Origin of the sequence: Bacillus sp. FJAT-49736, assembly GCF_018343615.1 — a bacterium.
GTDB lineage: Bacteria > Bacillota > Bacilli > Bacillales > Bacillaceae_C > Margalitia.
Genome location: NZ_JAGYPI010000001.1, coordinates 1,554,413 through 1,580,347, shown reverse-complemented (window position 1 = coordinate 1,580,347; position 25,935 = coordinate 1,554,413). Strand labels below are relative to the sequence as shown.

Annotated in this window: 29 protein-coding genes; 26 read left to right on the top strand and 3 right to left on the bottom strand. The window is 35.8% G+C overall.

Annotation, left to right across the window (positions count from 1 at the left end):
• Positions 1-11 precede the first annotated feature (11 nt).
• The 5 genes from qcrB (at position 12) to KHA87_RS08200 (ending at position 3,814) form a co-directional block, all read left to right on the top strand.
• Positions 12-686 (top strand): menaquinol-cytochrome c reductase cytochrome b subunit, encoded by a 675-nt coding sequence (qcrB, locus tag KHA87_RS08220; RefSeq protein WP_213093591.1) that lies wholly within the window; start codon positions 12-14, stop codon positions 684-686.
• A 49-nt stretch (positions 687-735) separates the two neighbouring features.
• Positions 736-1,509, top strand: a complete 774-nt coding sequence (locus KHA87_RS08215; RefSeq protein ID WP_213093590.1) for a menaquinol-cytochrome c reductase cytochrome b/c subunit — start codon at positions 736-738, stop codon at positions 1,507-1,509.
• 108 nt (positions 1,510-1,617) lie between these two features.
• The gene (lhaT, locus tag KHA87_RS08210; RefSeq protein WP_249310212.1) at positions 1,618-2,208 is read left to right on the top strand and encodes a lipoprotein heptaprenylglyceryl N-acetyltransferase LhaT; all 591 of its coding nucleotides are present in this window, start codon (positions 1,618-1,620) and stop codon (positions 2,206-2,208) included.
• A 69-nt stretch (positions 2,209-2,277) separates the two neighbouring features.
• The gene (locus KHA87_RS08205; RefSeq protein ID WP_213093589.1) at positions 2,278-3,072 is read left to right on the top strand and encodes a sporulation protein YpjB; all 795 of its coding nucleotides are present in this window, start codon (positions 2,278-2,280) and stop codon (positions 3,070-3,072) included.
• Between the two features lie 58 nt (positions 3,073-3,130).
• Positions 3,131-3,814 carry a zinc metallopeptidase gene (locus tag KHA87_RS08200; RefSeq protein ID WP_213093588.1) on the top strand — a complete coding sequence of 228 codons (684 nt, stop codon included), beginning with the start codon at positions 3,131-3,133 and terminating at the stop codon, positions 3,812-3,814.
• Positions 3,815-4,154: 340 nt separating this feature from the next.
• Here the strand turns inward: KHA87_RS08200 and KHA87_RS08195 are convergent, their stop codons facing one another.
• Positions 4,155-5,027: a YitT family protein gene (locus tag KHA87_RS08195; protein ID WP_213093587.1), complete on the bottom strand. Its 873-nt coding sequence runs from the start codon at positions 5,025-5,027 to the stop codon at positions 4,155-4,157.
• Positions 5,028-5,249: 222 nt separating this feature from the next.
• Here KHA87_RS08195 and KHA87_RS08190 point away from each other — a divergent pair, with 222 nt between their 5' ends.
• The 18 genes from KHA87_RS08190 to KHA87_RS08105 all read left to right on the top strand — a co-directional run bounded on the left by KHA87_RS08190 (position 5,250) and on the right by KHA87_RS08105 (position 20,693).
• On the top strand, positions 5,250-5,549 hold the full coding sequence (locus KHA87_RS08190) for a nucleotide pyrophosphohydrolase (RefSeq protein WP_213094279.1): 300 nt from the start codon (positions 5,250-5,252) through the stop codon (positions 5,547-5,549).
• A 39-nt stretch (positions 5,550-5,588) separates the two neighbouring features.
• Positions 5,589-6,389: a 4-hydroxy-tetrahydrodipicolinate reductase gene (gene dapB, locus KHA87_RS08185; RefSeq protein WP_213093586.1), complete on the top strand. Its 801-nt coding sequence runs from the start codon at positions 5,589-5,591 to the stop codon at positions 6,387-6,389.
• A 22-nt stretch (positions 6,390-6,411) separates the two neighbouring features.
• Positions 6,412-6,819, top strand: a complete 408-nt coding sequence (gene mgsA / locus KHA87_RS08180) for a methylglyoxal synthase (protein ID WP_213093585.1) — start codon at positions 6,412-6,414, stop codon at positions 6,817-6,819.
• Positions 6,816-7,532 (top strand): bacillithiol biosynthesis deacetylase BshB1, encoded by a 717-nt coding sequence (gene bshB1, locus KHA87_RS08175; protein WP_213093584.1) that lies wholly within the window; start codon positions 6,816-6,818, stop codon positions 7,530-7,532. The genes mgsA and bshB1 overlap by 4 nt, the downstream gene beginning before the upstream one ends.
• Positions 7,517-8,662 (top strand): N-acetyl-alpha-D-glucosaminyl L-malate synthase BshA, encoded by a 1,146-nt coding sequence (bshA, locus tag KHA87_RS08170; protein WP_213093583.1) that lies wholly within the window; start codon positions 7,517-7,519, stop codon positions 8,660-8,662. Before bshB1 ends, bshA begins: the two co-directional genes overlap by 16 nt.
• Positions 8,659-9,867: a CCA tRNA nucleotidyltransferase gene (locus KHA87_RS08165; RefSeq protein ID WP_213093582.1), complete on the top strand. Its 1,209-nt coding sequence runs from the start codon at positions 8,659-8,661 to the stop codon at positions 9,865-9,867. The genes bshA and KHA87_RS08165 overlap by 4 nt, the downstream gene beginning before the upstream one ends.
• Positions 9,836-10,816: a biotin--[acetyl-CoA-carboxylase] ligase gene (locus KHA87_RS08160; protein WP_213093581.1), complete on the top strand. Its 981-nt coding sequence runs from the start codon at positions 9,836-9,838 to the stop codon at positions 10,814-10,816. Before KHA87_RS08165 ends, KHA87_RS08160 begins: the two co-directional genes overlap by 32 nt.
• A 182-nt stretch (positions 10,817-10,998) precedes the next feature.
• Complete coding sequence (locus tag KHA87_RS08155; protein WP_213093580.1) at positions 10,999-11,202, top strand: hypothetical protein; 204 nt, start codon at positions 10,999-11,001, stop codon at positions 11,200-11,202.
• A complete protein-coding gene (panB, locus tag KHA87_RS08150; RefSeq protein WP_213093579.1) occupies positions 11,199-12,032 on the top strand; it encodes a 3-methyl-2-oxobutanoate hydroxymethyltransferase in 834 nt (277 codons plus the stop codon). Before KHA87_RS08155 ends, panB begins: the two co-directional genes overlap by 4 nt.
• 3 nt (positions 12,033-12,035) lie before the next feature.
• Positions 12,036-12,884, top strand: a complete 849-nt coding sequence (gene panC / locus KHA87_RS08145; RefSeq protein ID WP_213093578.1) for a pantoate--beta-alanine ligase — start codon at positions 12,036-12,038, stop codon at positions 12,882-12,884.
• Between the two features lie 26 nt (positions 12,885-12,910).
• A complete protein-coding gene (panD, locus tag KHA87_RS08140; RefSeq protein WP_213093577.1) occupies positions 12,911-13,297 on the top strand; it encodes an aspartate 1-decarboxylase in 387 nt (128 codons plus the stop codon).
• 134 nt (positions 13,298-13,431) lie between these two features.
• Positions 13,432-16,239 (top strand): ATP-dependent DNA helicase DinG, encoded by a 2,808-nt coding sequence (gene dinG, locus KHA87_RS08135; protein ID WP_213093576.1) that lies wholly within the window; start codon positions 13,432-13,434, stop codon positions 16,237-16,239.
• 199 nt (positions 16,240-16,438) lie between these two features.
• Positions 16,439-16,609: a YpmA family protein gene (locus KHA87_RS08130; RefSeq protein ID WP_213093575.1), complete on the top strand. Its 171-nt coding sequence runs from the start codon at positions 16,439-16,441 to the stop codon at positions 16,607-16,609.
• 10 nt (positions 16,610-16,619) lie between these two features.
• A complete protein-coding gene (locus KHA87_RS08125; protein ID WP_213093574.1) occupies positions 16,620-17,099 on the top strand; it encodes a cell wall elongation regulator TseB-like domain-containing protein in 480 nt (159 codons plus the stop codon).
• Positions 17,100-17,291: 192 nt separating this feature from the next.
• A complete protein-coding gene (locus KHA87_RS08120; RefSeq protein ID WP_213094278.1) occupies positions 17,292-18,479 on the top strand; it encodes a pyridoxal phosphate-dependent aminotransferase in 1,188 nt (395 codons plus the stop codon).
• A 315-nt stretch (positions 18,480-18,794) separates the two neighbouring features.
• Entirely contained in the window at positions 18,795-19,490 is a 696-nt protein-coding gene (locus tag KHA87_RS08115) for a DnaD domain-containing protein (RefSeq protein ID WP_213093573.1), read from the top strand.
• Positions 19,491-19,533: 43 nt separating this feature from the next.
• The gene (gene nth / locus KHA87_RS08110) at positions 19,534-20,187 is read left to right on the top strand and encodes an endonuclease III (RefSeq protein ID WP_213093572.1); all 654 of its coding nucleotides are present in this window, start codon (positions 19,534-19,536) and stop codon (positions 20,185-20,187) included.
• Between the two features lie 2 nt (positions 20,188-20,189).
• Positions 20,190-20,693, top strand: coding sequence for a YpoC family protein (locus tag KHA87_RS08105; RefSeq protein WP_213093571.1), 504 nt, complete (start codon positions 20,190-20,192; stop codon positions 20,691-20,693).
• Positions 20,694-20,744: 51 nt separating this feature from the next.
• On the opposite strand, the gene KHA87_RS08100 is transcribed toward KHA87_RS08105, so the two are convergent.
• Together KHA87_RS08100 and recU are read right to left on the bottom strand one after the other, a co-directional pair.
• The gene (locus KHA87_RS08100) at positions 20,745-23,333 is read right to left on the bottom strand and encodes a penicillin-binding protein 1A (RefSeq protein ID WP_213093570.1); all 2,589 of its coding nucleotides are present in this window, start codon (positions 23,331-23,333) and stop codon (positions 20,745-20,747) included.
• A 62-nt stretch (positions 23,334-23,395) separates the two neighbouring features.
• Positions 23,396-24,016: a Holliday junction resolvase RecU gene (gene recU / locus KHA87_RS08095; RefSeq protein ID WP_213093569.1), complete on the bottom strand. Its 621-nt coding sequence runs from the start codon at positions 24,014-24,016 to the stop codon at positions 23,396-23,398.
• A 611-nt stretch (positions 24,017-24,627) separates the two neighbouring features.
• On the opposite strand from recU, the gene KHA87_RS08090 reads away from it, so the two are divergent.
• The 3 genes from KHA87_RS08090 to KHA87_RS08080 all read left to right on the top strand — a co-directional run bounded on the left by KHA87_RS08090 (position 24,628) and on the right by KHA87_RS08080 (position 25,923).
• Positions 24,628-24,843 (top strand): hypothetical protein, encoded by a 216-nt coding sequence (locus KHA87_RS08090; protein ID WP_213093568.1) that lies wholly within the window; start codon positions 24,628-24,630, stop codon positions 24,841-24,843.
• Positions 24,844-24,973: 130 nt separating this feature from the next.
• The gene (locus KHA87_RS08085) at positions 24,974-25,345 is read left to right on the top strand and encodes a YppE family protein (protein ID WP_213093567.1); all 372 of its coding nucleotides are present in this window, start codon (positions 24,974-24,976) and stop codon (positions 25,343-25,345) included.
• Positions 25,346-25,428: 83 nt separating this feature from the next.
• Entirely contained in the window at positions 25,429-25,923 is a 495-nt protein-coding gene (locus KHA87_RS08080) for a YppG family protein (protein WP_249310208.1), read from the top strand.
• Positions 25,924-25,935 lie beyond the last annotated feature (12 nt).

Genomic DNA, 25,935 nt, shown 5'->3' with positions numbered 1-25,935 from the left:
AGGCGTAATTCATGCTTAATAAACTATATGATTGGGTTGACGAGCGTTTAGATATTACGCCTTTGTGGCGGGATATTGCTGATCATGAGGTACCAGAACATGTAAACCCTGCACATCATTTTAGCGCATTTGTCTATTGCTTCGGCGGACTTACATTTTTTGTTACTGTCATTCAAATCTTATCTGGTATGTTCCTTACTATGTATTATGTACCGGATATCAAAAACGCTTGGCAATCAGTTTACTATCTTCAAAATGAAGTTGCATTTGGACAAATTGTCCGTGGTATGCACCATTGGGGAGCCAGTCTTGTAATTGTAATGATCTTCTTACATACATTACGTGTTTTCTTCCAAGGAGCATATAAGAAACCACGTGAGCTTAACTGGATCGTGGGTGTACTTATTTTCTTTGTTATGATGGGTCTTGGATTTACAGGGTATTTATTGCCTTGGGATATGAAGGCGTTATTCGCAACAAAGGTTGGTCTTCAGATTGCAGACTCGGTTCCATTAATCGGACCATATGCAAAGATTTTATTATCTGGCCATCCTGATATTGTTGGTGCACAAACATTAACACGTTTCTTTGCCATTCATGTATTTTTCTTGCCAGGAGTTCTAATGGCATTGATGGCTGCTCACTTCTTAATGATTCGTAAACAAGGTATTTCTGGTCCATTGTAAAATTTACGCAGATTGAAATTAATAGACATTTACGAAGGAGGGGGACTAAATGCATCGTGGAAAAGGGATGAAGTTTGTCGGCGATTCCCGAATTACTGCTCCGTCTCACCGCAAGCAAATGATTCCGAAAGACTATTCGGAATATCCAGGTAAAACGGAAGCCTTTTGGCCAAATTTCCTTTTGAAGGAATGGCTAGTTGGTGCAGTTTTCTTAATCGGATTTTTATGCCTTACTGTAGCACATCCATCACCTCTTGAACGTATTGCGGATCCTACAGACACAGGATATATTCCTTTACCTGACTGGTATTTCTTATTCCTTTATCAATTACTTAAGTATTCTTATGCATCTGCACAATACAGTGTTATCGGTATTATAGCGATTCCTGGTCTAGCATTTGGAGGTTTATTGTTAGCTCCGTTTCTTGACCGCGGTCCTGAACGTCGTCCATTAAAACGACCATTTGCGACTGGATTTATGCTGCTTGCACTTGCAGCTACAATCTATCTTACTTGGGAAGCTGCCGCTCATGAAGATTGGGCGAAGGTACATGAGCAAGGAAAGATTGTTGCACAAGTAGATATTGATAAAAATGCAGAAGGATATAAAATCTTCTCTAAGCAAACATGTGTGACATGTCATGGGGATAACTTACAAGGTGGAGCAGCTGCACCATCTCTAATTGATACAGGTAAGAGTCCTGCAGAAATTGAAAAAATTGCTCAGCACGGTATGGGCAAAATGCCAGCTAACCAGTTTAAAGGTACACCGGATGAGCTTAAAAAACTTGCTGAATTCATCGCAAGCTTGAAATCTAAATAGTAAATCAATAAAAGCTGGCTATAATGCCAGCTTTTATTGCACATATAAATATTTGAATAATGAAATAATAGGTTAAATATGCCATGTAATGATTGAGGTGCTTCAGTTTTGCGTTTTCTCTATCCCTTTTTATTGGATCGAAGAATATTATGGATGCTATTAATTATCAATATTCTAGGTACTGTATACGGTTACTATTGGTATAGAGGACAGCTTAGTATTACCCCCATACAATTTATACCATTTGTGCCTGATAGTCCAACCGCTAGCTTGTTTTTTGTTTTCGTATTAATTGCTTTTTTGTTCCGTAGTAATTGGCCATTATTTGAAGCTCTTGCTATCGTAACTTTATTTAAGTATGGTGTTTGGGCTGTTGTAATGAATATATTAACAAAGATGGTATCCGGATATTTGCCATGGGAAGGGTACATGTTAATTATTTCGCATGGTGCAATGGCGATAGAAGGTCTTTTGTTTGCTCCTTTTTATAGAATAAAGTTGCGTCATATTGCTTTAGCGGCGATCTGGACTTTACATAATGATATTATTGACTACGTTTACATGCAATTTCCTCAATATCAAGATCTATTTATATATGTTCGCGAAATTGGATATTTTACATTTTGGTTAAGTATTCTTTCTTTATTGATTGCCTATTATTTATGCATTCGAAAGAATCGATTAGAGCTTTCACTATAATACGTCCTTTTTGGTCTACTCTTGTCCCATCATTCATACATATAGTAATAGTTTGAGGGGGGACAAGAAATGAAAATCAAAACAATTTTCCTTCTGTTAGCATTAATACTTCTATCCATTCAACATGCAAAAGCAACGGCACCATTATCTATGCCTTTAAAAGAATTGGATAATGCTGCTGATGAAATATTACAATTGACAAAAATGAAGCACTATAAGGAAGCAAAACTTCTTCTACAATCCTTTTCCGATGAAATTTCTGGTTATACTAAAAAGACGAATTTACTTAGTTTGGATGAAGTCAGAGTGCTCCATTCCGTACAAAATCAGGCTATCGAAGCAATTACGAACGATACAGCTTTACATGAACAGAAGTTAAAGTATGTAATATCGTTTCGCCTGGCGGTGGATGCTCTCAACTCGAAATATCAGCCGCTATGGACAAATATGAGAGAATCCGTTATGTCACCGTTTCAAAGTGCTATAGAGGCTGCGGCAAATGGAGATTTTGATGAATTTCAAGCCAATTTAAATACTTTCTTAATGGAACTTTCTATTATTGAACCAAGTTTATCTGTTGATATTCCAACTAGTCAATTGGAGAAGCTAAATGCAAAAATAAGTTTTGTTGATAAATTTAGAGGAAGTATTATGCAAAATCCTTCTGAACGGGCAAAACTAGAAGAGCTCGGAAATGATTTGGATCACGTTTTTAATGACATGTCTCGAGACGAAACCGATCCTTCCCTATGGTGGGTTATTTTTACAACAGGATCCATTATTATTTTTACACTTTCATATGTCGGCTGGCGGAAATATAATGGACAAAAGCAAGATAAAAAACGAATAGAGCATAATGATTGACCAGCCTATCAAAATTGAATAGAATGATTAGTAATATTAATTATTATGGAGGTTTACAATGGGGTTGTTTTTCATCTACTTTATCATTATTGCATTAATTCCAATATGGGCACAACTTAGAGTGAAAAGTACTTTTGGAAAATACTCCAAGGTTGAGTCTACCGCTAGAATGAACGGAGCACAAGTTGCAAGAAAAATTCTAGATGAAAATGGATTATATGATGTACAGGTTATTGAACACCAAGGCTTTTTAAGCGACCATTATAATCCTGCATCTAAAACCGTTCATTTATCATCTGCTAATTATCATGGATATTCTGTAGCAGGCGCAGCTGTAGCGGCGCATGAAGTTGGTCATGCAATCCAGGATAAAGATCATTATGCGGCATTGCGATTCCGCCATTCTTTAGTTCCGGTTGCCAATATTGGCTCAAATGCTTCTTGGATATTTTTAATGATTGGAATGTTCTCGCAAATTCCAAACATGCTTTTAATTGGTATTATTTTGATGGCTGCAGGCGTTTTGTTCCAGCTTGTAACGCTACCAGTTGAATTTAATGCATCATCGAGGGCTATGAATCAGCTTGTCGGATTAGGCATTATAGACAATCTTGAAGAGCGGCATGCACGTAAAGTCTTAAATGCAGCAGCATTAACATATGTAGCCGCAGCGGCGGTTGCTGTCATAGAATTACTGAGAATGCTGTTAATCTTTACAAATATGAGTCGAAACGATGATTAAGAATGCAGTTATAGACTAATAAGAATATAACAAAAAACCGGGTACCAAAAGGTGCCCGGTTCTCATGTTTATAAAATAAAAACTTGTGGATATTTTAAGAAAAACATTCTCTACGTCAAGCTCCGATGCCTATCGCATTTGTACGTCTACGCCTTTCGAAAAGTGAAAATCGACATATACCTATGAGTGTTAGTTGAATCTTGCATCGAAAACACCAAAAGTAAAAATACAGTGCAATTTTCACTCGGTGAAAATACACTGCAATTTTCACTCGGTGAAAATACACTGCAATTTTCACTCACCCATACACCACTGTCCAAGGCACCTGTACTTTATTTCTTTAACTCTCAATCGGTTGTTTATTTTCATCTAAGGTAAATCCTTCGCCAAGCACATCGTGTACAATAGTTACAGAAACAAAGGCATGCGGATCGACTGAATTAATAATACCTTTTAATCGAGCAATTTCATTCTTGCCGACGACACAGTATAATACTTCTTTATCTTCTTTTGTATAAGAACCATGACCTTTTAATACTGTAACTCCTCGTTCCATTTCCTTCATTATCTTTTCTGAAATTTCCTCATGTTTTTCAGAAATAATTAAGGTGCCTCTTGCTGTATATGCACCTTCCTGCATGAAATCAATTACCCTTGCACCGACAAATACTGCAACTAGAGTATACATTGCCTGTCGATAGTCTAAATAAGTAATGAGTGACAGAGTAATAACGCATGCATCGAAAACAAACATTGTTCTTCCCATTGCCCAGCCTTTATATTTAAAGGCTAATCTAGCGATGATATCCACCCCACCGGAAGTTCCGCCATACCGAAAAATTATACCAAGTCCTATCCCGATGAATACACCGGCAAAAAGTGCAGCCAAGAATAAATCATCAGTCAATGGAAAACTTAAGTGATCTCTTTGAAAAACCCACAAAAATACGGAAGTTCCCACTGTACCAATTAAAGTGTATAAAAACGATTTCTTTCCAAGCATTTTCCACCCAATGAAGAAAACAGGAATATTCAAAGCCAAATTCGTATAAGACGGATTTATTCCAAATTTTGCATACAGAATTAAGGTGATACCAGTAAAGCCCCCTTCGGCAAGATGATTCTCCATATTAAAATGGACAATCCCAAAACCAAAAATGGCAGACCCCAATAAAATAAAGAGGATATTTTTTACTTTTAAATCAAAAGTCATGCAGCAGTTCCTCCTATATATGTATAACAGGCATAATTTCATAGCTCAGCGACCTTATTATATATAATGCCAAGAAAACTATCAATTAGATTATGGAATTCATTTAAATTATTTGTAAATAAAAAGATAATTGGCTAACATGGTAATGGGAAATATTTTGCTGTATCAGATATTTTTGACAGGGGTGCTTATGTATTGAGCTATAATAAAACTATAAAAGAAATGCAAAAGGAAGTTGACCAATATATTGGTCAATTTAAGGAAGGTTATTTTGGCCCACTTGCAATGCTTGCGAGGCTAACGGAAGAACTAGGGGAGCTTGCTCGCGAGATTAATCATTATTATGGTGAAAAACCGAAGAAAAATACGGAAAAAGAAAAAACAATAGAAGAAGAGCTGGGGGATTTACAGTTTGTTATAATGTGTCTTGCAAATTCCTTAAAAATAGATCTGGAGGAAGCTCATAACCAGGTAATGCATAAATTTAATACTAGAGATAAAGATCGTTGGACAAGGAAGTAAAATGATAGAAGTGATAACCAAAGAAAAAGGAGATTCCGAATGAATAAGGTGAGAATTATCATAGCTGGCCCAAGAGGAAGAATGGGCCAAGAGGCAGTTAAAATGGTTCAAGAAACGGAAGGATTTGAACTGGTTGGTGTTTTAGACCATAAAAATAACGGAATGCTACTTTCCGATATTAATGGTTTTGCCAATATCGAAGTTCCAATTTATACGAATTTAGAGGAATGCTTGCAAAAAAGCAATGCTGATGTACTAGTTGATTTAACAACTCCGGAAACGGGATACTTACATACAAAAACTGCCATTCAATATGGAGTCAGACCTGTTGTAGGCACGACGGGATTTACGGAAGATCAATTGAATGAATTAAAGGAATTAGCTGAGGAGAAGGAAATTGGATGCATTATTGCCCCAAACTTTGCGATTGGCGCAGTTCTTATGATGAAGTTTTCCAAAATGGCTGCGAAGTTTTTTCCAAATGTGGAGATTATTGAATTACATCATGATCAAAAGCTTGACGCTCCTTCCGGTACTGCTGTAAAAACGGCGCAGATGATTTCTGAAACTCGTCATAAAAAGGAACAAGGCCACGTTAACGAGAAAGAAACATTGACCGGTGCCAGAGGAGCAAACTATGAAGGGATGCATATTCATAGCGTAAGGCTTCCTGGGTTAATAGCACATCAACAAGTAATATTCGGAGCAGATGGTCAATCCTTAACCATTCGCCATGATTCATATAACAGAGCCTCTTTCATGTCAGGGGTTAAAGTGTGTATTGAAACAGTTTTGAATCTTAGTACACTAGTATATGGTTTGGAATATATATTGGAATAGTCCAATTAAGGGGATGTGTAAAATGGAGATTGCATTAATTGCTCACGATAAGAAGAAGGATGATATGGTAAGATTTGTAACAGCTTATCAACATATTTTTGAAAATCATCATCTATATGCAACCGGTACGACTGGCAAAAGAATAACAGAAGCAACCGGAATGAATGTGCACCGTTTCCAATCCGGTCCTTATGGGGGAGATCAACAAATTGGTGCCTTGATTGCAAAAAATCTTCTGGATATAGTTATTTTTTTTCGGGATCCATTAACAGCGCAGCCGCATGAACCAGATGTAACTGCATTAATGAGATTATGTGATGTTTACTCTGTTCCACTTGCTACTAATATGGGAACGGCAGAAGTATTAATTAGAGGATTGGAAAAAGGGGATATCAGCTGGAGAACGATTACCAGAGGTGAAGTGGAATGAAAAACATAGATATATTAGCTTTTGGGGCACATGCAGATGATGTGGAGATAGGAATGGGCGGCTCTATTGCAAAATGGGCCAAGGAAGGAAAGAAGGTAGTCATTTGTGATTTAACACATGCTGAATTATCTTCTAATGGGACGGTAGAATCCAGAATAGAGGAAGCGAATGCAGCTGCACAAATCTTGGGTGTGACCGAGCGGATAACCCTAAATATTCCAGATCGGGGATTATTTAAAAATGAGGAAAATATCCGAAAAATTGTTGAAGTTATTCGCCAGTACAAACCAACTCTAGTATTTGCACCTTATAATGAAGATCGCCACCCGGATCACGCAAATTGCTCCTATTTAGTGGAGGAGGCATTTTTTTCAGCCGGAATTCGGAAGTTTCAAACGAAATTAGAAACAATGGTACATAAACCAAAATCCTTATATAATTACATGATAAATGGTTTTCACCATCCGGATTTCATGGTGGATATTACTGATTATATGAATAAAAAGCTTGAAAGTCTTTATGCATATAAAAGTCAATTTACTTTCTCCGAAAATGGGGTTAAAACACCGCTTACAGAGGGATATATTGAAACACTACAGGCTCGCGAACGGCTATTTGGCAAAGAAGCAGAGGTTACTTATGCAGAAGGTTTTAAGACAAAGAAACCGATTCTACTTAATTTGGATGTGAATGCAGAATGGAAACTAAATTAAAAATCGGCATCACCTGTTATCCTAGTGTAGGAGGTTCAGGTGTTATTGCTACTGAATTAGGAAAGCTTCTTGCGGAGCGCGGTCATGAAATTCACTTTATTACATCCAGCATCCCATTTAGACTAAACAAAATGTATCCTAATATTTTTTTTCATCAGGTGGAGGTGAATCAGTACTCTGTATTCCAATACCCTCCATATGATATTGCTTTGGCAAGTAAAATGGCTGAGGTTGCAAAAAGGGAAAAACTGAACATTCTTCATGTTCATTATGCAATTCCTCATGCTATTTGTGCCATTCTTGCAAAACAAATGGCTAATACGGATTTAAAGATTGTAACTACTTTACATGGGACAGATATTACAGTATTAGGGTATGATCCCTCTCTAACAGATGCTATTCGTTTTGGAATTGAGCAATCTGATTTTGTAACCGCTGTTTCAAAAGCTCTTGTCCAACAAACACATGACTTAATACAGCCGGCAAAAGATATTCAAACCGTGTACAATTTTATTGATGAACGAGTCTACAAAAAGGTAGACGCACACCATTTACGTTCAGAATATGGAATACTCCCAGATGAAAAGGTTATTATTCATGTATCTAATTTTCGTGCGGTTAAAAGAGTTCAGGATGTAGTAAGAGCTTTTGCAAAAATTAGTGAATCAGTGTCTGCGAAATTATTATTAGTAGGTGATGGTCCTGAAATGACTCCAGTTTGCAAATTAGTAAATGATTTGAAACTACAGGATCGTGTGTTACTTTTAGGCAGACAGGATAGCTTAGAAGAGCTATATTCGATTAGCGATCTGAAACTCCTGCTTTCTCAAAAGGAAAGCTTCGGATTGGTTGCCCTTGAAGCAATGGCATGTGGTGTTCCTTGTATCGGAACCAATATCGGTGGCATTCCTGAAGTTATTCAGGATGGGAAAAACGGATATATTTGTGAGGTCGGGGATATTGAAGCCATTGCTGAAAAGGCACTGCTTTTATTAAAAGATCCGATTCTTCATGATGTGTTTTCCAATAATGCAATGGAAAGTGTTAAAGAGGATTTTATGTCGCGAAAAATTGTGGATCAGTATGAGGAAATCTATTATCACTTATTGCTAAAAGGTGTGGTTCAATGAAGGAACCATTCCTGAGTGCTTTGCCGATTTTGCAAAAAATTGAGTCCAATGGATATGAAGCATATTTTGTCGGAGGAGCTATTCGTGATCTTCTGTTAAACCGAACTATATCGGATGTTGACATTGCCACATCTGCAAGACCAGAGGAAATCAAAGCAATTTTTACAAATACAGTCGATGTCGGAATAGAGCATGGGACCGTTTTAGTTTTCTATAATAAAGAGAACTATGAAATTACCACTTTTAGAGCAGAGACAGAGTATAAGGATTATAGACATCCCGATAAGGTAGAATTTATTAGATCGCTCGAAGGGGATTTAAAACGACGAGATTTTACCATGAATGCAATAGCCATGAATCAGTATGGTGAATTGGAGGATCCATTTAATGGTAGAAGGGATATCGAAGATGGTATTATTCGCACTGTAGGTAAAGCAGACGAACGTTTTCACGAAGATGCTCTCCGAATGATGAGGGCAGTTCGGTTCGTTAGTAAGTTGAATTTTAATATTGAACCATGTACGGAACAAGCTCTGTTTCAAAACGCCAGTCTGTTAAAATTTATTGCAGTGGAACGAATGACCAATGAATTTGTTAAGTTATTGAATGGCACCGCTAAAAGAAAAGCATTGTCTTTACTTTTACAGTCTACTCTAGTGGATTATTTACCAGGTGCTGCTGAAACGAAAAGTTCATTAACCAAATGTATTCATTTTAATATAGATTCCCTCTCAGAAAATCAAATATGGCTAATAATGCTGTACTTGCAAACTGGTGATCCAGCTGTCTATTTGAAAAAGTGGCGCCATTCTAATCAAAAAATCAAATATTTAGTGACCTGTTTACATGCTTTAAAAAACAAACATGCCCGAGAATGGTCCATTATTGATTTATACCCTTTGAATTTAGAAATGGCAATAGATATCGAAACAGTTTATCGCACATTAAAAAATGTAAGCACTGCTGGAATATATAAGGAATTGTCTAATAAATTCAACCAAATGGTTATTAAAAGCAGGGATGAATTAGCAGTGAGTGGTACGGATTTAATGAGATGGTTTGAACAGAGTCCCGGACCATGGATTAAAAAGATGCTAAATAGAATAGAAGAGGCAGTTCTCTTAAGAAAAGTAAATAACAATAAAGAAGCAATAAAGGGGTGGATTACAAATCGTGCAATCACCAACGAGAACAAAACTGATTGATGCTTTTTCAAATGCAAATGGCGAGTTTCTTTCAGGACAAGCTTTAGCAGATATTTTAGGATGTTCAAGAACTGCCATATGGAAGCATATGGAGGAACTTCGAAAAGAAGGATTTGAATTAGAAGCAATTCGCAATAAAGGCTATAGAATTGTCGGAACCCCAAAGAATATCACCGAAAATGAATTGAGATTAGGGCTCAAAACCAACGAATTAGGGAAGTCCATCCATTATTTTGAATCAACGGACTCCACTCAAAAGATCGCACATAGGCTTGCACAGGATGGCTGTCCTCATGGCACTCTTGTTATTGCGGAGGAACAAACAAATGGGCGAGGTAGATTAGCCCGAAATTGGCATTCACCTAAATATACTGGTATTTGGATGAGCCTTGTTTTAAGGCCAACGCTTCCTCCGGGAAAAGCACCTCAATTTACATTAATTGCTGCTGTTGCAGTTTCGCAAGCTATTGAGGATATTTGCGGAATAAGTCCGGATATAAAATGGCCTAATGATCTTTTACTAAACGGTAAAAAAATTACGGGGATTTTAACAGAACTACAAGCTGATTCAGATAAAATAAATGCCATTATAATGGGGATTGGAATGAATGTAAATCAGAAGAAGGATGATTTTCCTTTGGAATTACAGCAGGTTGCAACCTCTTTATCCATAGAATCAGGAAAGGAAATATCCCGTTCAGACCTAGTAAAAAGGATTCTAGAAAAACTCGAGAAGTATTATTTGCTTTATTTAGAGCAAGGATTTGCTCCTTTAAAACTCCTTTGGGAAAGCTATGCTGTATCTTTAGGTAAGGATATTGTAGCTCGAACCATATCCGGAAATATTTCTGGCAAAGCTTTAGGTATTACAGATGATGGGGTACTAAAAATACAGGACAATACAGGAAAAATCCATGAGATATACTCCGCAGACATCGAAATTAAGTAATATGCTGGTTTAAAAATAATAGTCAATTAAAAATAAATTTGCTATACTTTGAATGGGTAGTATCCTTAGGAACTGCACCTTTTTTTAGCTTTATTTAATTGAATATTGTTCTGCCTTGATCCAATATGGACGGGGACAGAGGGTCGAAACAAAAAGAAAGCTGCTACAGGAGTCCTTCTGCCTTGAGGGACTCCTTTTTAACTTTAATTATGGCTATTTTTGTAAAAGTATTACAGTTATACGGGTTGTTGAACTTATTTGGTACGGCAACAATCTATGCGAAAATAGCCTTAATTATTATCAACAAAAGTGTTTCACCTTCTTCCCATTGTAAGGGCAGGTTTAAGGTACCGCCTGAACAATTTATGAGAGGGGAATTTGCATGAAGCAAACAACGGATTTTCTGAAAATGAAGGAGACTGCTGAAAAAATATCCATGTTAACAGCATATGATTTTCCAAGTGCTAAGCTTGTCGAGCAAGCAGGTATTGACATGATATTAGTGGGTGATTCGTTAGGAATGGTCGTTTTAGGATACGATTCGACAATACCTGTTACAGTCGATGATATGGTTCACCATACAAAAGCAGTTAAACGAGGTGCTAAAAATACCTTTATTGTAACGGATATGCCATTTATGAGTTATCATCTAAATCGTGAACATACTTTACAAGGGGCTGCCCGGATTATTCAGGAGGGTGGTGCAAATGCCGTCAAACTGGAAGGTGGCGGTGAAGTGATTACGATGATTCGTGCGCTTACTAATGCAGGAATTCCTGTTATGGCACATTTAGGACTAACGCCACAAATGGTAGGTATTTTTGGCGGTTATAAAGTACAAGGTAAAACGGCGGAAGCAGCTAAACAGCTTATCCTTGATGCGAAAATGTGTGAGGAAGCTGGCGCGTTTGCAGTCGTGTTAGAATGTGTTCCAAAGCAAATTGCAGAACAAGTTTCAGCTGAATTAAAAATCCCTACCATTGGTATTGGAGCGGGAATAGGTACTGACGGCCAAGTGCTAGTCTTCCATGATTTATTGTCTTTCGGTGTAGACAGGGTTCCTAAATTTGTGAAAAAATATAGCGATATTAATGAGCTAGCTATAGAAAGCATTGGTCAATATATCCGTGATGTTAAAAGTGGAGCCTTTCCAGAGGAGAGCCACAGCTTTTCCATGCAAGCGGAAGAATTAACACACTTTTACGGAGGAAAATAGATAATGAGAGTAATTACAACACGGAAAGAAATGCAGGAAATTGCATTTAACCATAAACAAAATGGGGAAAAAGTTGGATTTGTTCCTACAATGGGCTTTTTGCATGAAGGACATCTTACCTTGGCCAAAAAAGCCCGGAAGGATAACGATGTAGTAGTTATGAGTATATTTGTAAACCCTCTACAGTTCGGTCCGAATGAAGATTTTGAAACATACCCAAGAGACATAAAACGCGACGAGAAATTAGCCAAAGATGCAGGAGTGGATTATTTATTTGTTCCATCTGTAGAGGAAATGTACCCAACCACTTTATCTATTCAACTTTCTGTTCAAAAGCGCGTGAATGTATTATGTGGAAAAAAAAGAGAGGGTCATTTTGATGGTGTTGTAACAGTACTGACGAAATTATTTCATCTTATTCTGCCTAACAAAGTTTACTTTGGATTGAAGGATGCGCAACAGGTCGCGGTAGTAGATAGTTTAATCAATGACTTCTTTTTTCCTATCGAATTAGTTGCAGTCGAGACTGTGCGAGAGGATGACGGACTTGCAAAAAGCTCAAGAAATGTTTATTTATCCGATCAAGAAAGAATAGAAGCCGTACAGCTTCATAAGGGCTTGCAAATGGCAAAAGTGGCCATTTCAAATGGAGAAAAAAATGTCAATAATATTATTATGGAATTAAAAAAACATATACAAACAACTACAAGCGGTAAGATAGATTACATTGAAATATATCAATATCCATCATTAGAGCCACTTAACAAAATAAGTGGAAAAATTATTATTGCGCTTGCAGTACATTTTTCAAAAGCAAGACTAATCGATAATCTTATACTGAAGATAAATTGATTGGATATAAATAAGGAGGATACAGCATGTTTCGCACAATGATGAATGGAAAAATTCACCGTGCTACTGTAACAGAAGCAAATTTAAATTATGTTGGCAGTATAACAATTGATCAAGATATTTTAGATGCTGTCGGTATGGTAGAAAATGAAAAGGTACAAATTGTGAATAATAACAATGGTGCTCGTTTCGAAACGTATATTATTGCGGGTGAAAGGGGTAGTGGGGTTATTTGTTTAAACGGAGCAGCAGCAAGACTCGTTCAGGTTGGAGATATCGTGATTATTATTTCCTATGCGATGATAGAGAATGCCGAAATTCCATTCCATAAGCCTAAAATTGCAATTATGGGGAAGAATAATGAAATTAAAGAAATGATTTCACATGAGCCTGAAGCAACTATAATGGTTTAAGCATGATAAAAACCGTATCAATTCTTGATGCGGTTTTTATGTATTTACGAAAAAAATTATGCTACACTAATTTAAATACTGGGTAATAGAGTACTGCCTAGTACGGAAGCTTTATACAAAAATTAGGTGATTTTATGGACCAAAAATTTGTTGTCGTGGATATTGAAACAACTGGAAATTCCCCCAAGAAAGGCGAAAGAATTATTCAAATATCCGCGGTCAAAATAGAGAACGAAAAAATTATTGACCAATATACAACATTTGTTAATCCGGAAATCTTAATACCTCCTTTTATCGAAGAATTAACAGGTATTAATGATCATATGGTAATGAATGCTCCTTTGTTTGAGGAAATTGCCCCTACCTTAAGGGAGTATTTGGAGGGGTATATTTTTGTTGCGCATAATGTTTTATTTGATTTGCCATTTCTGCAGAATGAATTTGAACGAGTTGGGGTACAGCCCTTTTTAGGAATGACAATAGATACGGTTGAATTGGCTAAAATTATACTTCCAACAGCAGATAGTTATAAGCTGGCAGAGCTTGCAGAAAGTTTGTCTTTATCCCATGAAAGACCACATCAGGCAGATAGCGATGCAATTGTAACAGCTGAATTGCTTTTATATTTATTACGTAAAGCAAAACGGCTGCCGTTAGTTACATTGGAGAAATTAGCTGATTTTTCGATTCACTTAAAAAGTAATATAGATAGTCTCTTTCACAATATATTATCGGAAAAAAGGAATCATATTGAAGATTTGCCTCATGATATAGAAGTTTACAGGGGTATTGCCCTTAAAAAGAAACTTAACTCTGTTAAAGTTGATCATTACAGGGAAAAACCTATCTACCCAAAAACAGCAGATGAAAAGGAAAAGATAATTTCATCCTACATAAAGAGTTATGAACGTAGAGCCGGTCAATTTGAAATGATGGATATTGTCTATGATTCCTTTCAAAATGAAAAAGTTGCTATCGTAGAGGCTGGAACAGGTACAGGAAAATCAATTGGTTATTTACTACCTAGCATCTATTTTGCATACACAAAGAAGTCACCTGTTGTAATAAGTACCTATACAGTACAGCTCCAGGAACAATTAATGAGGAAGGAAATTAGGATTTTATCCAATATTTTGCCTTTTTCATTTAAAACGGTATTACTTAAGGGCAGAAATCATTATTTGAATATGTTTAAATTTGAACAATCTCTATTAGAAAGAGACTTTCAGTATGATTCACTGTTGACAAAGATGCAAATTTTAGTATGGCTTACAGAAACGGTCTCAGGGGATATCGATGAATTAAATTTATCAAGCGGCGGAATTTTATTATGGAATAGAATAAAACATAACGATTGGCATTTAACGAAGGAAAAGAACCCTTGGGTGTCAAGAGACTTTTATCTTTTTGCAAAAAAATCTGCCTTAGATGCGGATATTATTATAACAAACCATGCCATGCTATTCACGGAGCTTGCACAGGATGTTAAGATATTTCCAGACTTTTCTTATCTCGTAATTGACGAAGCACATCATTTAGAGCATGCTGCACGCCAGCATTTATCTATAAAGCTAGAGTATATTGCGTGTAAATTTTTGCTGAGTCGACTAGGTATTTATGAGAAGAAACAGCTGTATTTCCGACTAGAAAAATTAGTGGAGAAGCATGGCATAACCGTAGAAAACCATGTATTTGAAATTGATTTTATGATTCAGGAGCTTGAGTTTGCCTTAGATGAGTTATTTATGATGTTCGGCAAATTCATTCAATCAGTCAGCAAGAAAGAGCAGCTACAGCCTAAAGTAAAAATAAGATTAAAAAAAGACATTCTTCAAGGCAATGGGTGGAATGCCGTTCTATTAGGTGCAGAACAAATAAATGCACTAATGATAGATGTCCAAAAAGGAATTCAAGAAAGATTAGAATCCTTAAATAAAGAGAGCGAAAAGCTTAATAACAAGGATAAAGCAATAATAGAAGAGATGTATGGACTTATGTCTGATTTTGAACAGCTGCGCATTAGTATTATAGCACTTCTACTTCATCCATTAGATCATTATGTGTATTGGATGGAAGGCGATAAGCGAGCTCTTCCAAACAGCATTATTATCCAGGCTCAGCCAGTTACAGTACAAATGCAATTAAATGAAAAGCTTTTTGAGAAAATGAAAAGCGTATTCCTTACATCTGCGACATTATCGATTAATCAATCATTTCATTATTTTAAAGAGGCTGTTGGGTTAAATTTGATGTCTAATGTTATAGAAAAACAAATACCTTCGCCTTATGATTTTCATAAATTAACAAAATTAATTATTCCAAACGATATCCCGGAGATTCAGCAGGTTTCTTTGCAAGAATACGCTGAAGTAATTACAAATCATCTCATAGGAATTGCTCAAGCAACGAAAGGAAGGATGTTGGTACTTTTTACTTCCTATGAACTGCTAAGGATGGCTCATGATTATATGAGAAGCTCAGGATTATTGGAGGAATTCGTTCTTATTGCACAAGGAATTACCTCAGGTAGTAGGACCCGATTAACAAAGAATTTTCAACGTTTTGATAAATCCATATTGTTTGGTACCAGTAGTTTTTGGGAAGGCGTTGATATTCCAGGAGAGGATTTGTCGTGTTTGGTAATCGTTCGATTACCATTTTCCCCACCAGATGATCCAATCACAGAGGCCATTAATGAATTTTATAAGCAAAGTGGAAAAAATTCCTTTACTGCACATTCCTTACCAGAAGCGATTATCCGTTTTAAACAAGGATTTGGCAGGCTTATAAGAAGGAGTACGGACAAGGGAGTCGTTATTGTATTTGATAGAAGAATTGAAACGACGTCGTATGGAAAGGCATTTATAAAGTCTATTCCTGCAGTCCAAATGGAACATGGAAATTTGTCAGAGATTATTGATAAGATTGAAAAGTGGCTTTAATTGGTGATAAGAGGAAAAATACGCTGTACAATGTACAGCGTTAAATATGAGTGTGGACTAGAGGTAGTTTTTGAATTAAAATTATTCATCATTTTATATTCATTTACTGTTATAATGATGAGGTGTATTTAATAATTATTGTGACCATCATTCGAACTCAATATGAATAACAAAATTTGTGTGTAAAGAGGGATTAAAAATGGAAAGCAAAATTGAAGTACTTTCTTCCGTGAAAATCGATCACCATGCAGATCTGTATAAAATTGTAGATGCGCTGAATCGAACTCTTAAGCAAGAGGATTTAATGTTTGGACTTGCATTAGATGCAAAGGATGACAAAAAAGCGATTTTTACGATATATCGTACATAAGAGGCTAAAAATGAAAAAATGGATATTAGGAATAACTATAACGGTTTTAGTGATTATCGGATTTTTTGTGAATGTTTATATTCAGGCAGTAAAACCACTTAATACAGCTAGACAAAACGCCGTCCAAGAGGCAAAAGATAAGGCAGATCTTGTTACAACAGATCAGTTCTATCAATATAATGGAAAACAGGCATACTCCGTTGTGGTAGGAAAACAAAAAAATGGCTCCAAAGTTGCGGTATGGATTCCAGATAATCTGTCCGATAATATAACCATAATGAAGTGGGCAGATGGAATAACCAAAAAAGAAGCTCTTCATAAACTTATGGAGAAAAAAAATCCTAATAAAATTTTGGGGATTCGTCTTGGGATGAAGGATGAAATTCCTGTATGGGAAATTTCCTTTCTAGATAAATCTAAAAAGCTGAATTATTTTTATGTCGATTTTTCTAAAACAAGCAATCACTCGACATTAATAGAGAATATTTAACAAAAGGCTGTTTTCGTATGAATTGTTGTTTTTTTGTATATTGTTATTAATCCTTTATAGACATAGTTCGGAGATAAGGTGTTTTATTAGAAAAGCGAAGGTCATTACGAGGATATTTGTCTACAAAGCAGCAAGGTTTAAGAAAAGTGCCTAATATAATAGTCGAATGAAAAGGCGGAGAGAATTATGGAAATAACTTTAGCAAATCGTGTTAGTGCATTAACTCCATCATCTACATTAGCCATTACAGCAAAAGCGAATGAGATGAAGGCGGAGGGATTAGATGTAATCGGTCTTGGAGCTGGAGAACCTGATTTCAATACTCCTGTTCATATTATTGATGCTGCTTTTAAATCTATGAAGGAAGGAAAAACCAAATATACTGCAACAGGCGGATTACCAGGATTAAAAAAAGCAATAATGGATAAATTTGTACGTGATCAAGGTATTAAATACAAACCTTCTGAAATAATCGTCACAAATGGTGCAAAGCATGCATTATATACTCTTTTCCAAGTGCTTTTAAATGAAGGGGATGAGGTAATCATTCCTATACCATTTTGGGTGAGCTACCCTGAACAAGTTAAGCTTGCTGGTGGAAAATGTGTGTATATTAATGGTACGGAAGAAAATCAATTTAAAGTTACGCCTGAGCAGTTAAAAGAGGCGATTTCTCCTAAAACAAAAGCTTTTATCATTAATTCTCCAAGCAATCCGACCGGAATGCTTTATTCTGAGGAAGAATTGCGTGCATTAGGTGAGATTTGTGTAGAGCATGGAATTTTAATTGTGTCGGATGAAATTTATGAGAAGCTTGTATATGATGCATATCGTCACGTATCGATTGCTCAAATTTCACCTGCATTCAAAGCACAAACCATTATTATAAATGGTGTATCAAAATCTCATTCCATGACAGGATGGCGAATTGGATATGCAGCTGGAAACGAGAAAATTATTAAAGCGATGACAGATCTAGCAAGTCATTCAACCTCTAATCCAACGACTCCATCTCAATATGGAGCAATTGCTGCATATGATGGCACGCAAGCTCCAGTGGAAGAAATGAGAAGTGCTTTTGAAGAAAGGCTAAATATTATTTATCCGAAACTTATCAGCATCCCCGGACTAAGCTGCTTAAAACCTCAAGGTGCGTTTTACTTTTTTGTCAATGCAGCTGAAGCCGCGAAGCTTACTGGATACAATTCTGTAGATGAATTTGCACAGAGCTTGTTAGAAGAGGGGAATGTTGCGGTAATTCCTGGTTCCGGATTTGGTGCTCCGAATTATATTCGCCTTTCCTATGCCACTTCTTTAGAAAATTTTGAAAATGCGCTAACAAGAATATCGCAGTTTATTCATAGAAAAATGGCTGAGTAAATTCAGCCATTTTCCTTTTCTTTAAAGTAGATCCGCCGATTCTGAATGGCGGTACTCTACAACGAACGAATTCATAAATTTTATTCAAGGAACATGTTCGTGAAATCTTTCCATTCCCATGACTTTATAAAATCGTATATATCCAAAATTATTTTATATAAATAATCGGCGGCTGTTGCTGTCTTTATATTTTACAAGGCATTTTTTGATATGAATGGTTCAATCGATAAGTAACTTGTTATATATAAGGATGGAAATTGATTTCGATTCTCATTATACATGTACCATGATATACTTATACATGAGGTGTCCAACATGGATAAAGATATAATGATGACGTGGATAGAAGAGGGTATTCTTCCAATTCCACAGCTTTTATTAGCAAAGTATAAACAGATAGGATTGAATGAAACAGAATTAGTTTTACTTTTGCAAGTTCAATCTTTTTTAGAAAAGGGGAAGGATTTTCCCACTCCAGAGGAGCTTGCAACGAGGATGACCATACCCGACAGCATATGCACTTCCATCCTTGGAAGATTGCTGCAAAATAGATTTATTGGTATTGAAGAAAGTTATTTAGAAAATAATATTCGTTGCGAAAAATACTCTCTCAAACCACTATGGGAAAAATTAATAGAGGAAATGCTTTATGATAAAAAGCAGGACGAGCTAGAAAAGAATTTGCTGCAAGAAACAAATTTGTATACTACATTTGAACAGGAATTTGGCAGACCATTATCACCTTTAGAATGTGAAACACTTGCTATGTGGCTTGATCAGGATAAGCAAAACCCTGCTATTATTAAAGCTGCACTGAAAGAAGCAGTCCTATCCGGGAAATTGAATTTTAGGTATATTGACCGAATTTTATTTGAATGGAAGAAGAACGGAATCAATACAATTGAACAAGCAAATAAACACGGTCAAAAGTTTCGACAGCAGCGGAAATCAACGCAAGCTACCTCCAAAAGTACAAATACAGTCCCATTTTATAATTGGCTGGAACAATAAAGCAATAAGTGTAATGTTCAATGAATTAAGGTGGTATAGTTCGATGTTAAATCAATCTCAAATTCGATTTTGTCTCGATGAAATGGGAAAAATGTTTCCTGAGGCACATTGTGAACTAATTCATTCAAATCCCTTTGAATTAGTTATTGCCGTGTCTTTATCAGCACAATGTACGGATGCACTAGTAAATAAGGTAACAAAGCAATTATTTCAAAAATATAAAACACCGGAAGATTATTTATCCGTTCCTTTAGAAGAATTACAGAATGATATAAGATCAATTGGATTATTTAGAAATAAGGCAAAAAATATACAAAAGCTTTGCCAAATGCTAAATGCTGAGTATGGTGGAAAGGTTCCTGACGATCGGGATGAACTGACTAAACTGCCAGGAGTAGGCAGAAAAACTGCTAATGTCGTTGTATCTGTTGCTTTTGGGGAACCTGCTATTGCAGTGGACACCCATGTGGAAAGGGTAAGTAAACGGCTAGGATTCTGTAGATATAAGGATAGTGTTCTTGAGGTGGAAAAAACACTAATGAAAAAAGTTCCTAAGGAAGAATGGTCTGTTACACATCATCGCATGATTTTCTTTGGTCGTTATCATTGTAAATCACAAAATCCACAGTGCGATATTTGCCCGCTTTTAGATTTGTGCAGAGAAGGGAAAAAGCGCATGAAAAAGAAAGTGGTTTAACCATGAATATTGCAGTACCAAAAGAACTAAGGCATCCTTTATTTTTCCCTCAAGAAAATATTTTGATATCAGAAAATAAACATGACTACACTCACCAATTATTTTTACCTGAATTATTATTTTATAATCAAATTAGTAACGAATCTCCATGGCTCAAACCCGAAATTAGTGTCCCCGTTTTATCGGATAAATGGAATACACTAAGAGAAGAATTGAGTTCTATTGTAAAAGGCCGAAATAAAGATACAGGATCTAAAATGCTTGAAGGTATTTCATTGTTTTTAAGTCTATTATTTTGGAGCAATAATAATCCTGTTCATCTGTATGACTGGGAAAAACAGGTGAAATTATTTGCAATTAAGCCTTATAATTGTAAAGAACGGCTTCATTTTATATTAGCAAATTATCGCAATTATTCTGCCTTTATCCAGCTTTCTGAGCTTTTTTTGGAACAACAAAAACATTTTGCTAAAAAAATAGTAATGGAAAAATACAAACAAAAATAAGGCTTCTACCTTGTCTTCAAAGTAGAAGCCTTATTTTATTTGTATGTTTTATTATCCATTATCTTCAGGCGGCTTGGGAGGCTCGGTTTGATTATCTCCATTATCACTGCCATTATCATTCCCGTTGCCGTTGCCTTTACTACTGCCATTCCCGTTACCGTTACCGTTATCATTGCCGTTGTTATTACCATTACCATTGCCATTGTCATTATTATTACCATTACCATTGCCATTGCCATTATTATTCCCGTTACCATTACCTTTTTGATTTGGATTTGGAATTATTACTGTGACAGTAGCAGGCTTGCTCCGTTCACCATCAAGGACAGCAGTAATTTCAAAGGTATAGGTTAGTCCAGGCTTTGCATTAGAAATGGTCAATGTTTTATCGCTTGTTGCACCTAATGATTCTTTTGTTCCATTAACGGAACTTGAAATCTCAAATGTAACACCATCTTTTGCTTTTGGATGATCCCAAGATAAGGTAATTTCATTTGTATCCTTATTATAAGTACCCTTTACATTTGTTGGAGACTCAAGCTTATCGTATTTTTGCGAAACTTGTGAAGGCTCTTCATGTCCTCTTACAAATAGCTCATAAGTAATTTTATCATTAGGTGTTAATGCACTTGGCTTTTGGGCTGGATTCGTACCCATTTCAACCGGGAGCTTAACCACACTTGCAGGCATTTTGAAATCTTCCGGTTGTTTACCTTGCTCTACATAGCTTATTAAATTTTTAAACATTAATTGAGCAATATGCTGATTTGGTCCTGGAGCAATATAATTCTTCCTTTCTGGGTATCCAGTCCATATCGCACATGTATAATCTGTATTGTATCCTGCAAACCAAGCATCCGGAACAGCTCTCGAATCAGTTATATTCCATTTTCTCATTTCCTCATCAGAATAATTGGTTGTACCTGTCTTACCTGCAAGGTTTAATCCTGGAACATTTGCATCTCTACCTGTACCTGTAGGTGCTGTAAGAACATCTTTTAGCATATCTGTAATCATATAAGCAGTGTAATCGCTCATCGCAATTTTAGGTTTTGGTGTATTTTTCACAACTGTATCACCGTCGCGTAAGACGATTTTTCTTACCGTATGTGGCTTATTGTATATCCCGTTATTTCCAAAGGCAGCATACGCTCCGGCCAGTTGCATGGAAGATACTTCAATACCACCACCAATGGAAGAGGATTCAACAAGGTTATTAAAATTAAACCCTAAATTAGATGAAAATTTCTTCGCATTATCAAAACCAACCTCCATTAAAGCTTTGTATGCAGGAATATTTCTTGATTCATATAAAGCTTTTCTCATGGACATTTGTCCTTTATATTGTCGATCCCAGTCATGTAATGGAACATTACCATGCTGATAATTGGTTGGTGTATCCATTAATTGGTGATAGGTGGACCACTTATTATATTCAATAGCAGGACCGTAGTCTAGAATCGGTTTAATAGTAGAACCCGTAGATCGTTTAGTATCAATAGCATAGTTAATTCCGCGTAAAACTTTTGGATTACGAGAACCTCCAATTGCACGAATTTCACCAGTTTTTGTATCTAATAAGGTAACCCCAGCTTGGAATTTGTTATCAGGATAGTTAACAATTTCATTTGTATTTAACATATTTTCCGTATATTCTTGGGCTTTTGGATCTAATGTTGTATAAATTTTCAATCCATCCGTGAAGACATTGTAGTCGCCCATAGAATTAACTTCATCAATTACTGCATCAACAAAGGCATCATATTTTTGCTTTGCTTTTGTCCGATTTTTTTGTTTCACAAGACCATAAGTAATAGGAACCTTTTGAGCGTCATCCATTTCCTGTTTGCTAATTTTATCATGCTGATACATTAAGGAAAGAACTATATTTCTTCTTTTTTCAGCAAGTTCCGGATTATCAAATGGATTGTAGTTATTTGGACTTTGCTGAATACCTGCAAGTTCAGCAACCTGTGGAAGGTTTAATTGATCCAAAGGCTTATTGTAATAATATTTTGCAGCTGTTGCGATTCCATGGACACCATTTCCCATATAAATCTTATTTAAATACATTTCTAATATTTCATGCTTTGTATATTGTCTTTCTAATTGTAGGGATAGCCAAGCTTCTTGAGCTTTCCTCTTTAATGTTTTCTGTTCCGATAGATAAGACATTTTAACTACTTGCTGGGTGATTGTACTTCCACCTTCTGCTCCAAATCCTCTAGTTATATTAGCCAAGACCGCGCCGCCTAAACGAATAGGGTCAATTCCATGATGCTTGTAAAATCTGGCATCCTCTGTTGCCAAAACAGCATCCTCTACAAGTTTTGGTAATTCATCATATCTAACATAGGTACGATTGACGGAACCGATTGTCTCGATTGGCTTATTATTTTTGTCATATATTACCGATGCCACTGGATCTGTCAGCATTTTTTTATTTAATTTTGGGGCACTGCTGGCATAATAAGCAAATACAGCGACTCCAGATAAGAAGCCAACTATACAAAGAAGCAATAAAGTTAACACTAAACGCTTAAATAAAGATCGTTTTTTTCGTTTTCCTTTTTTATTTGGAGACGCCTTTGTTTGTTGTTGCTTACGGCGTTGCTCTCTTGTTTGATATTTATCTGCCATAAAAAGTTTTCCTCTCTTCCCAACTCTAAAAAATTTATTTAAAGTTGTTGTTCAAAATCGTATTAATTACTTTCCCCAATACGATATAACTGGTTAATTATATTAATATAATCGATACGAGGTTGTATTCCAAGTGAAATTTTATGACCTGAAACCTCAATTTCCTCTTTTTTGATGGATTTCCTGCCACCAGAAATCATCCTGTCCCAAAATTTAAACAGATACTTACTTTCTAATAGAAAGATATCTTCTGATTTAGCAAAACGTAGGATGACAAAGCTAATTCCATTTTGATCTACAATTTTCTTCATATGGTTAATTTGATGAGCATGAAAATTTTGTAAAGGGAAAGATGTTGTGTTTTGCGTTTCTTTCGCCTCGAAATCAATATATCTTCCCTGGTATACCCCGTTATAATCTGTTGTCGATGGCTGTTTGAAATATGCTTCTCTAATAACAGCAGTACTTCTTGATTTGTAGTCGACCTGAACAATTTGAACAGGGGTGGGCTTCTTATGAATAACAGCTATTCCTTGTTCTAAATAATATAAGTTGGTTTCATTTAAGTCTGCTTCCAGGGTCATTCCCCTATTACTATACGAAATATTTTTCGGTAATGAAGCCTTTTTTTTGGCCGTTTCCATCTTTATATATTTCTTCCCATTTGGATAGTGGAATTCCATCAGCTTATCACCTCTCAAGCTAAATTATATCATAGAAAAAATACTGGCTAATGGTGAATTAATTTCTTTTGGAACTGCTTTACCTTTATTCGACGAATAAAAAACTCTGTTTGTTTCAGAATATATGAATTTATTGTGTCAAATTAGTTAATGATCCCAAAACAAGGGATCTAATGAAAAAAGAGAAAGTGGAAAAGGTAATTTTCCACTTTCTCTTTTATTCTTTAGGAAATTATTAATTCTAACGTTGTTGATAATTTTTCTAGCTTCAGCACCCACGACTAAAGGATATGTTCTGTATAGCTGTTTGGAATTATATAGATGGTCGATTTGGTCCGGATAGCTTTGGATTTCCATATCCTGCTTTTTTATCTTGCCTTTTATCTTGTTTCTCTTGTTGCTTTTGTTCTTTACTATCCATGATAACACCTCCATAGCTATTGTTTGCAACAATTTTTAGTGTCATTCAGCGAAATGTCGAAACAGTGGATTTTTTTATCTTCCAACACTTTCTTTGCCGAATTACTTCTAGTTTTGTCACATAGGAAGGGAGTTTAAATAGGAAGCAGAATATATAGTTAACAAACTTGTTCCATATGGAGGTCGTACTAATGATTAAAAAAAAAGATGTTTTACAAATGCTGGATACAATTGAACAGCAATTAATGGAGCTGGAAAAGGAAATGAATAAACGATTAGAGATGGAAAGAGATAAGCTGGCCAAAGAAGCGGAACTGGATTTTCAACGATTACGGAGGAAGATATCTACATTAGAAAATAAAACGAAAAATAATATCTCATTTGATTTGGTCCAATCGTATGCATAAAATTTCGATAATTTATATATGATTAGTCTTAGTTCTTTGACATACTAGATGCAAAAAAATATAATAAATGTGCATTTAGTAGCTTTTAGCTACTTTTCTTGTAAATCTAAGAAATATCCGGGGGATCATCATGAACATAGATTTATTGAAACATAAAACAAGAACTTTAGCGGAGTTAAATCAATTAGCATTAAAAACATATCAAAAAGTGAGAGAAACTAATGTAGCCGGGGATTTTTTCCAGGATGTGAAGCCTTTTGCTGATCGAGTAAAAGCTCTGTGTGATGAATGGCTCCCCTTAGCTGTTCAGTGGGTAGAAGAGACGCATCCGAAGCATTTGCATTCTATTCAATTAAAAAATGCATCAGAAAATATACAGATGGTGTCTGTAAGAGCATATTATCCAGAAACTAGCCTTAAAAAATTTAATAGCCACATTCAATCTGTAGATTTTGTCTTAAATAGACTGCTGGAAGTATTGGATCAGGCGGAGGAGCTTTAGTTTTTTATAGACAAATCACCATTTTTTTTCATATTCATAAAGTGTATTAGTATGACCTGATATCTAGGTAGGAGGATATGCATATGAATGGATACAACAACTTTAGAAATACATCCGTTCCTAATGGAATTTATGGAAATAATATTCCTTCACAAACGATGTTTCATCAATCCGGTTTTGCTCCGTCTCCATTTTTGCACCCTAATTATCATCACTCGTTTCCTTATACTGGGCAACCATATTTGAATGGTTATCAGGCATTTAATGGGGGAAATCAGTTATATAACCCTTTAGGAAATGATCACCCTATGCAGCAACAATTATTTCAAAATCCACTCCAGCCTGCAAAGCAAAAAGAATCAATGAATGGTTATAAACCTTATACAAATCCATATCCGAAATCACATTTTAATACAAAACCTCCGGGCACAGGTATGAACTCCATTATGAATTCTTTTAAATCGCAGGACGGTTCCATTGATTTTAACAAGATGGTGAATACTGCTGGTCAAATGATGAGTGCCGTAAATCAAGTTTCAACGATGATAAAAGGAATCGGAGGTATTTTTAAAACTTAGGGCTGATAAAGC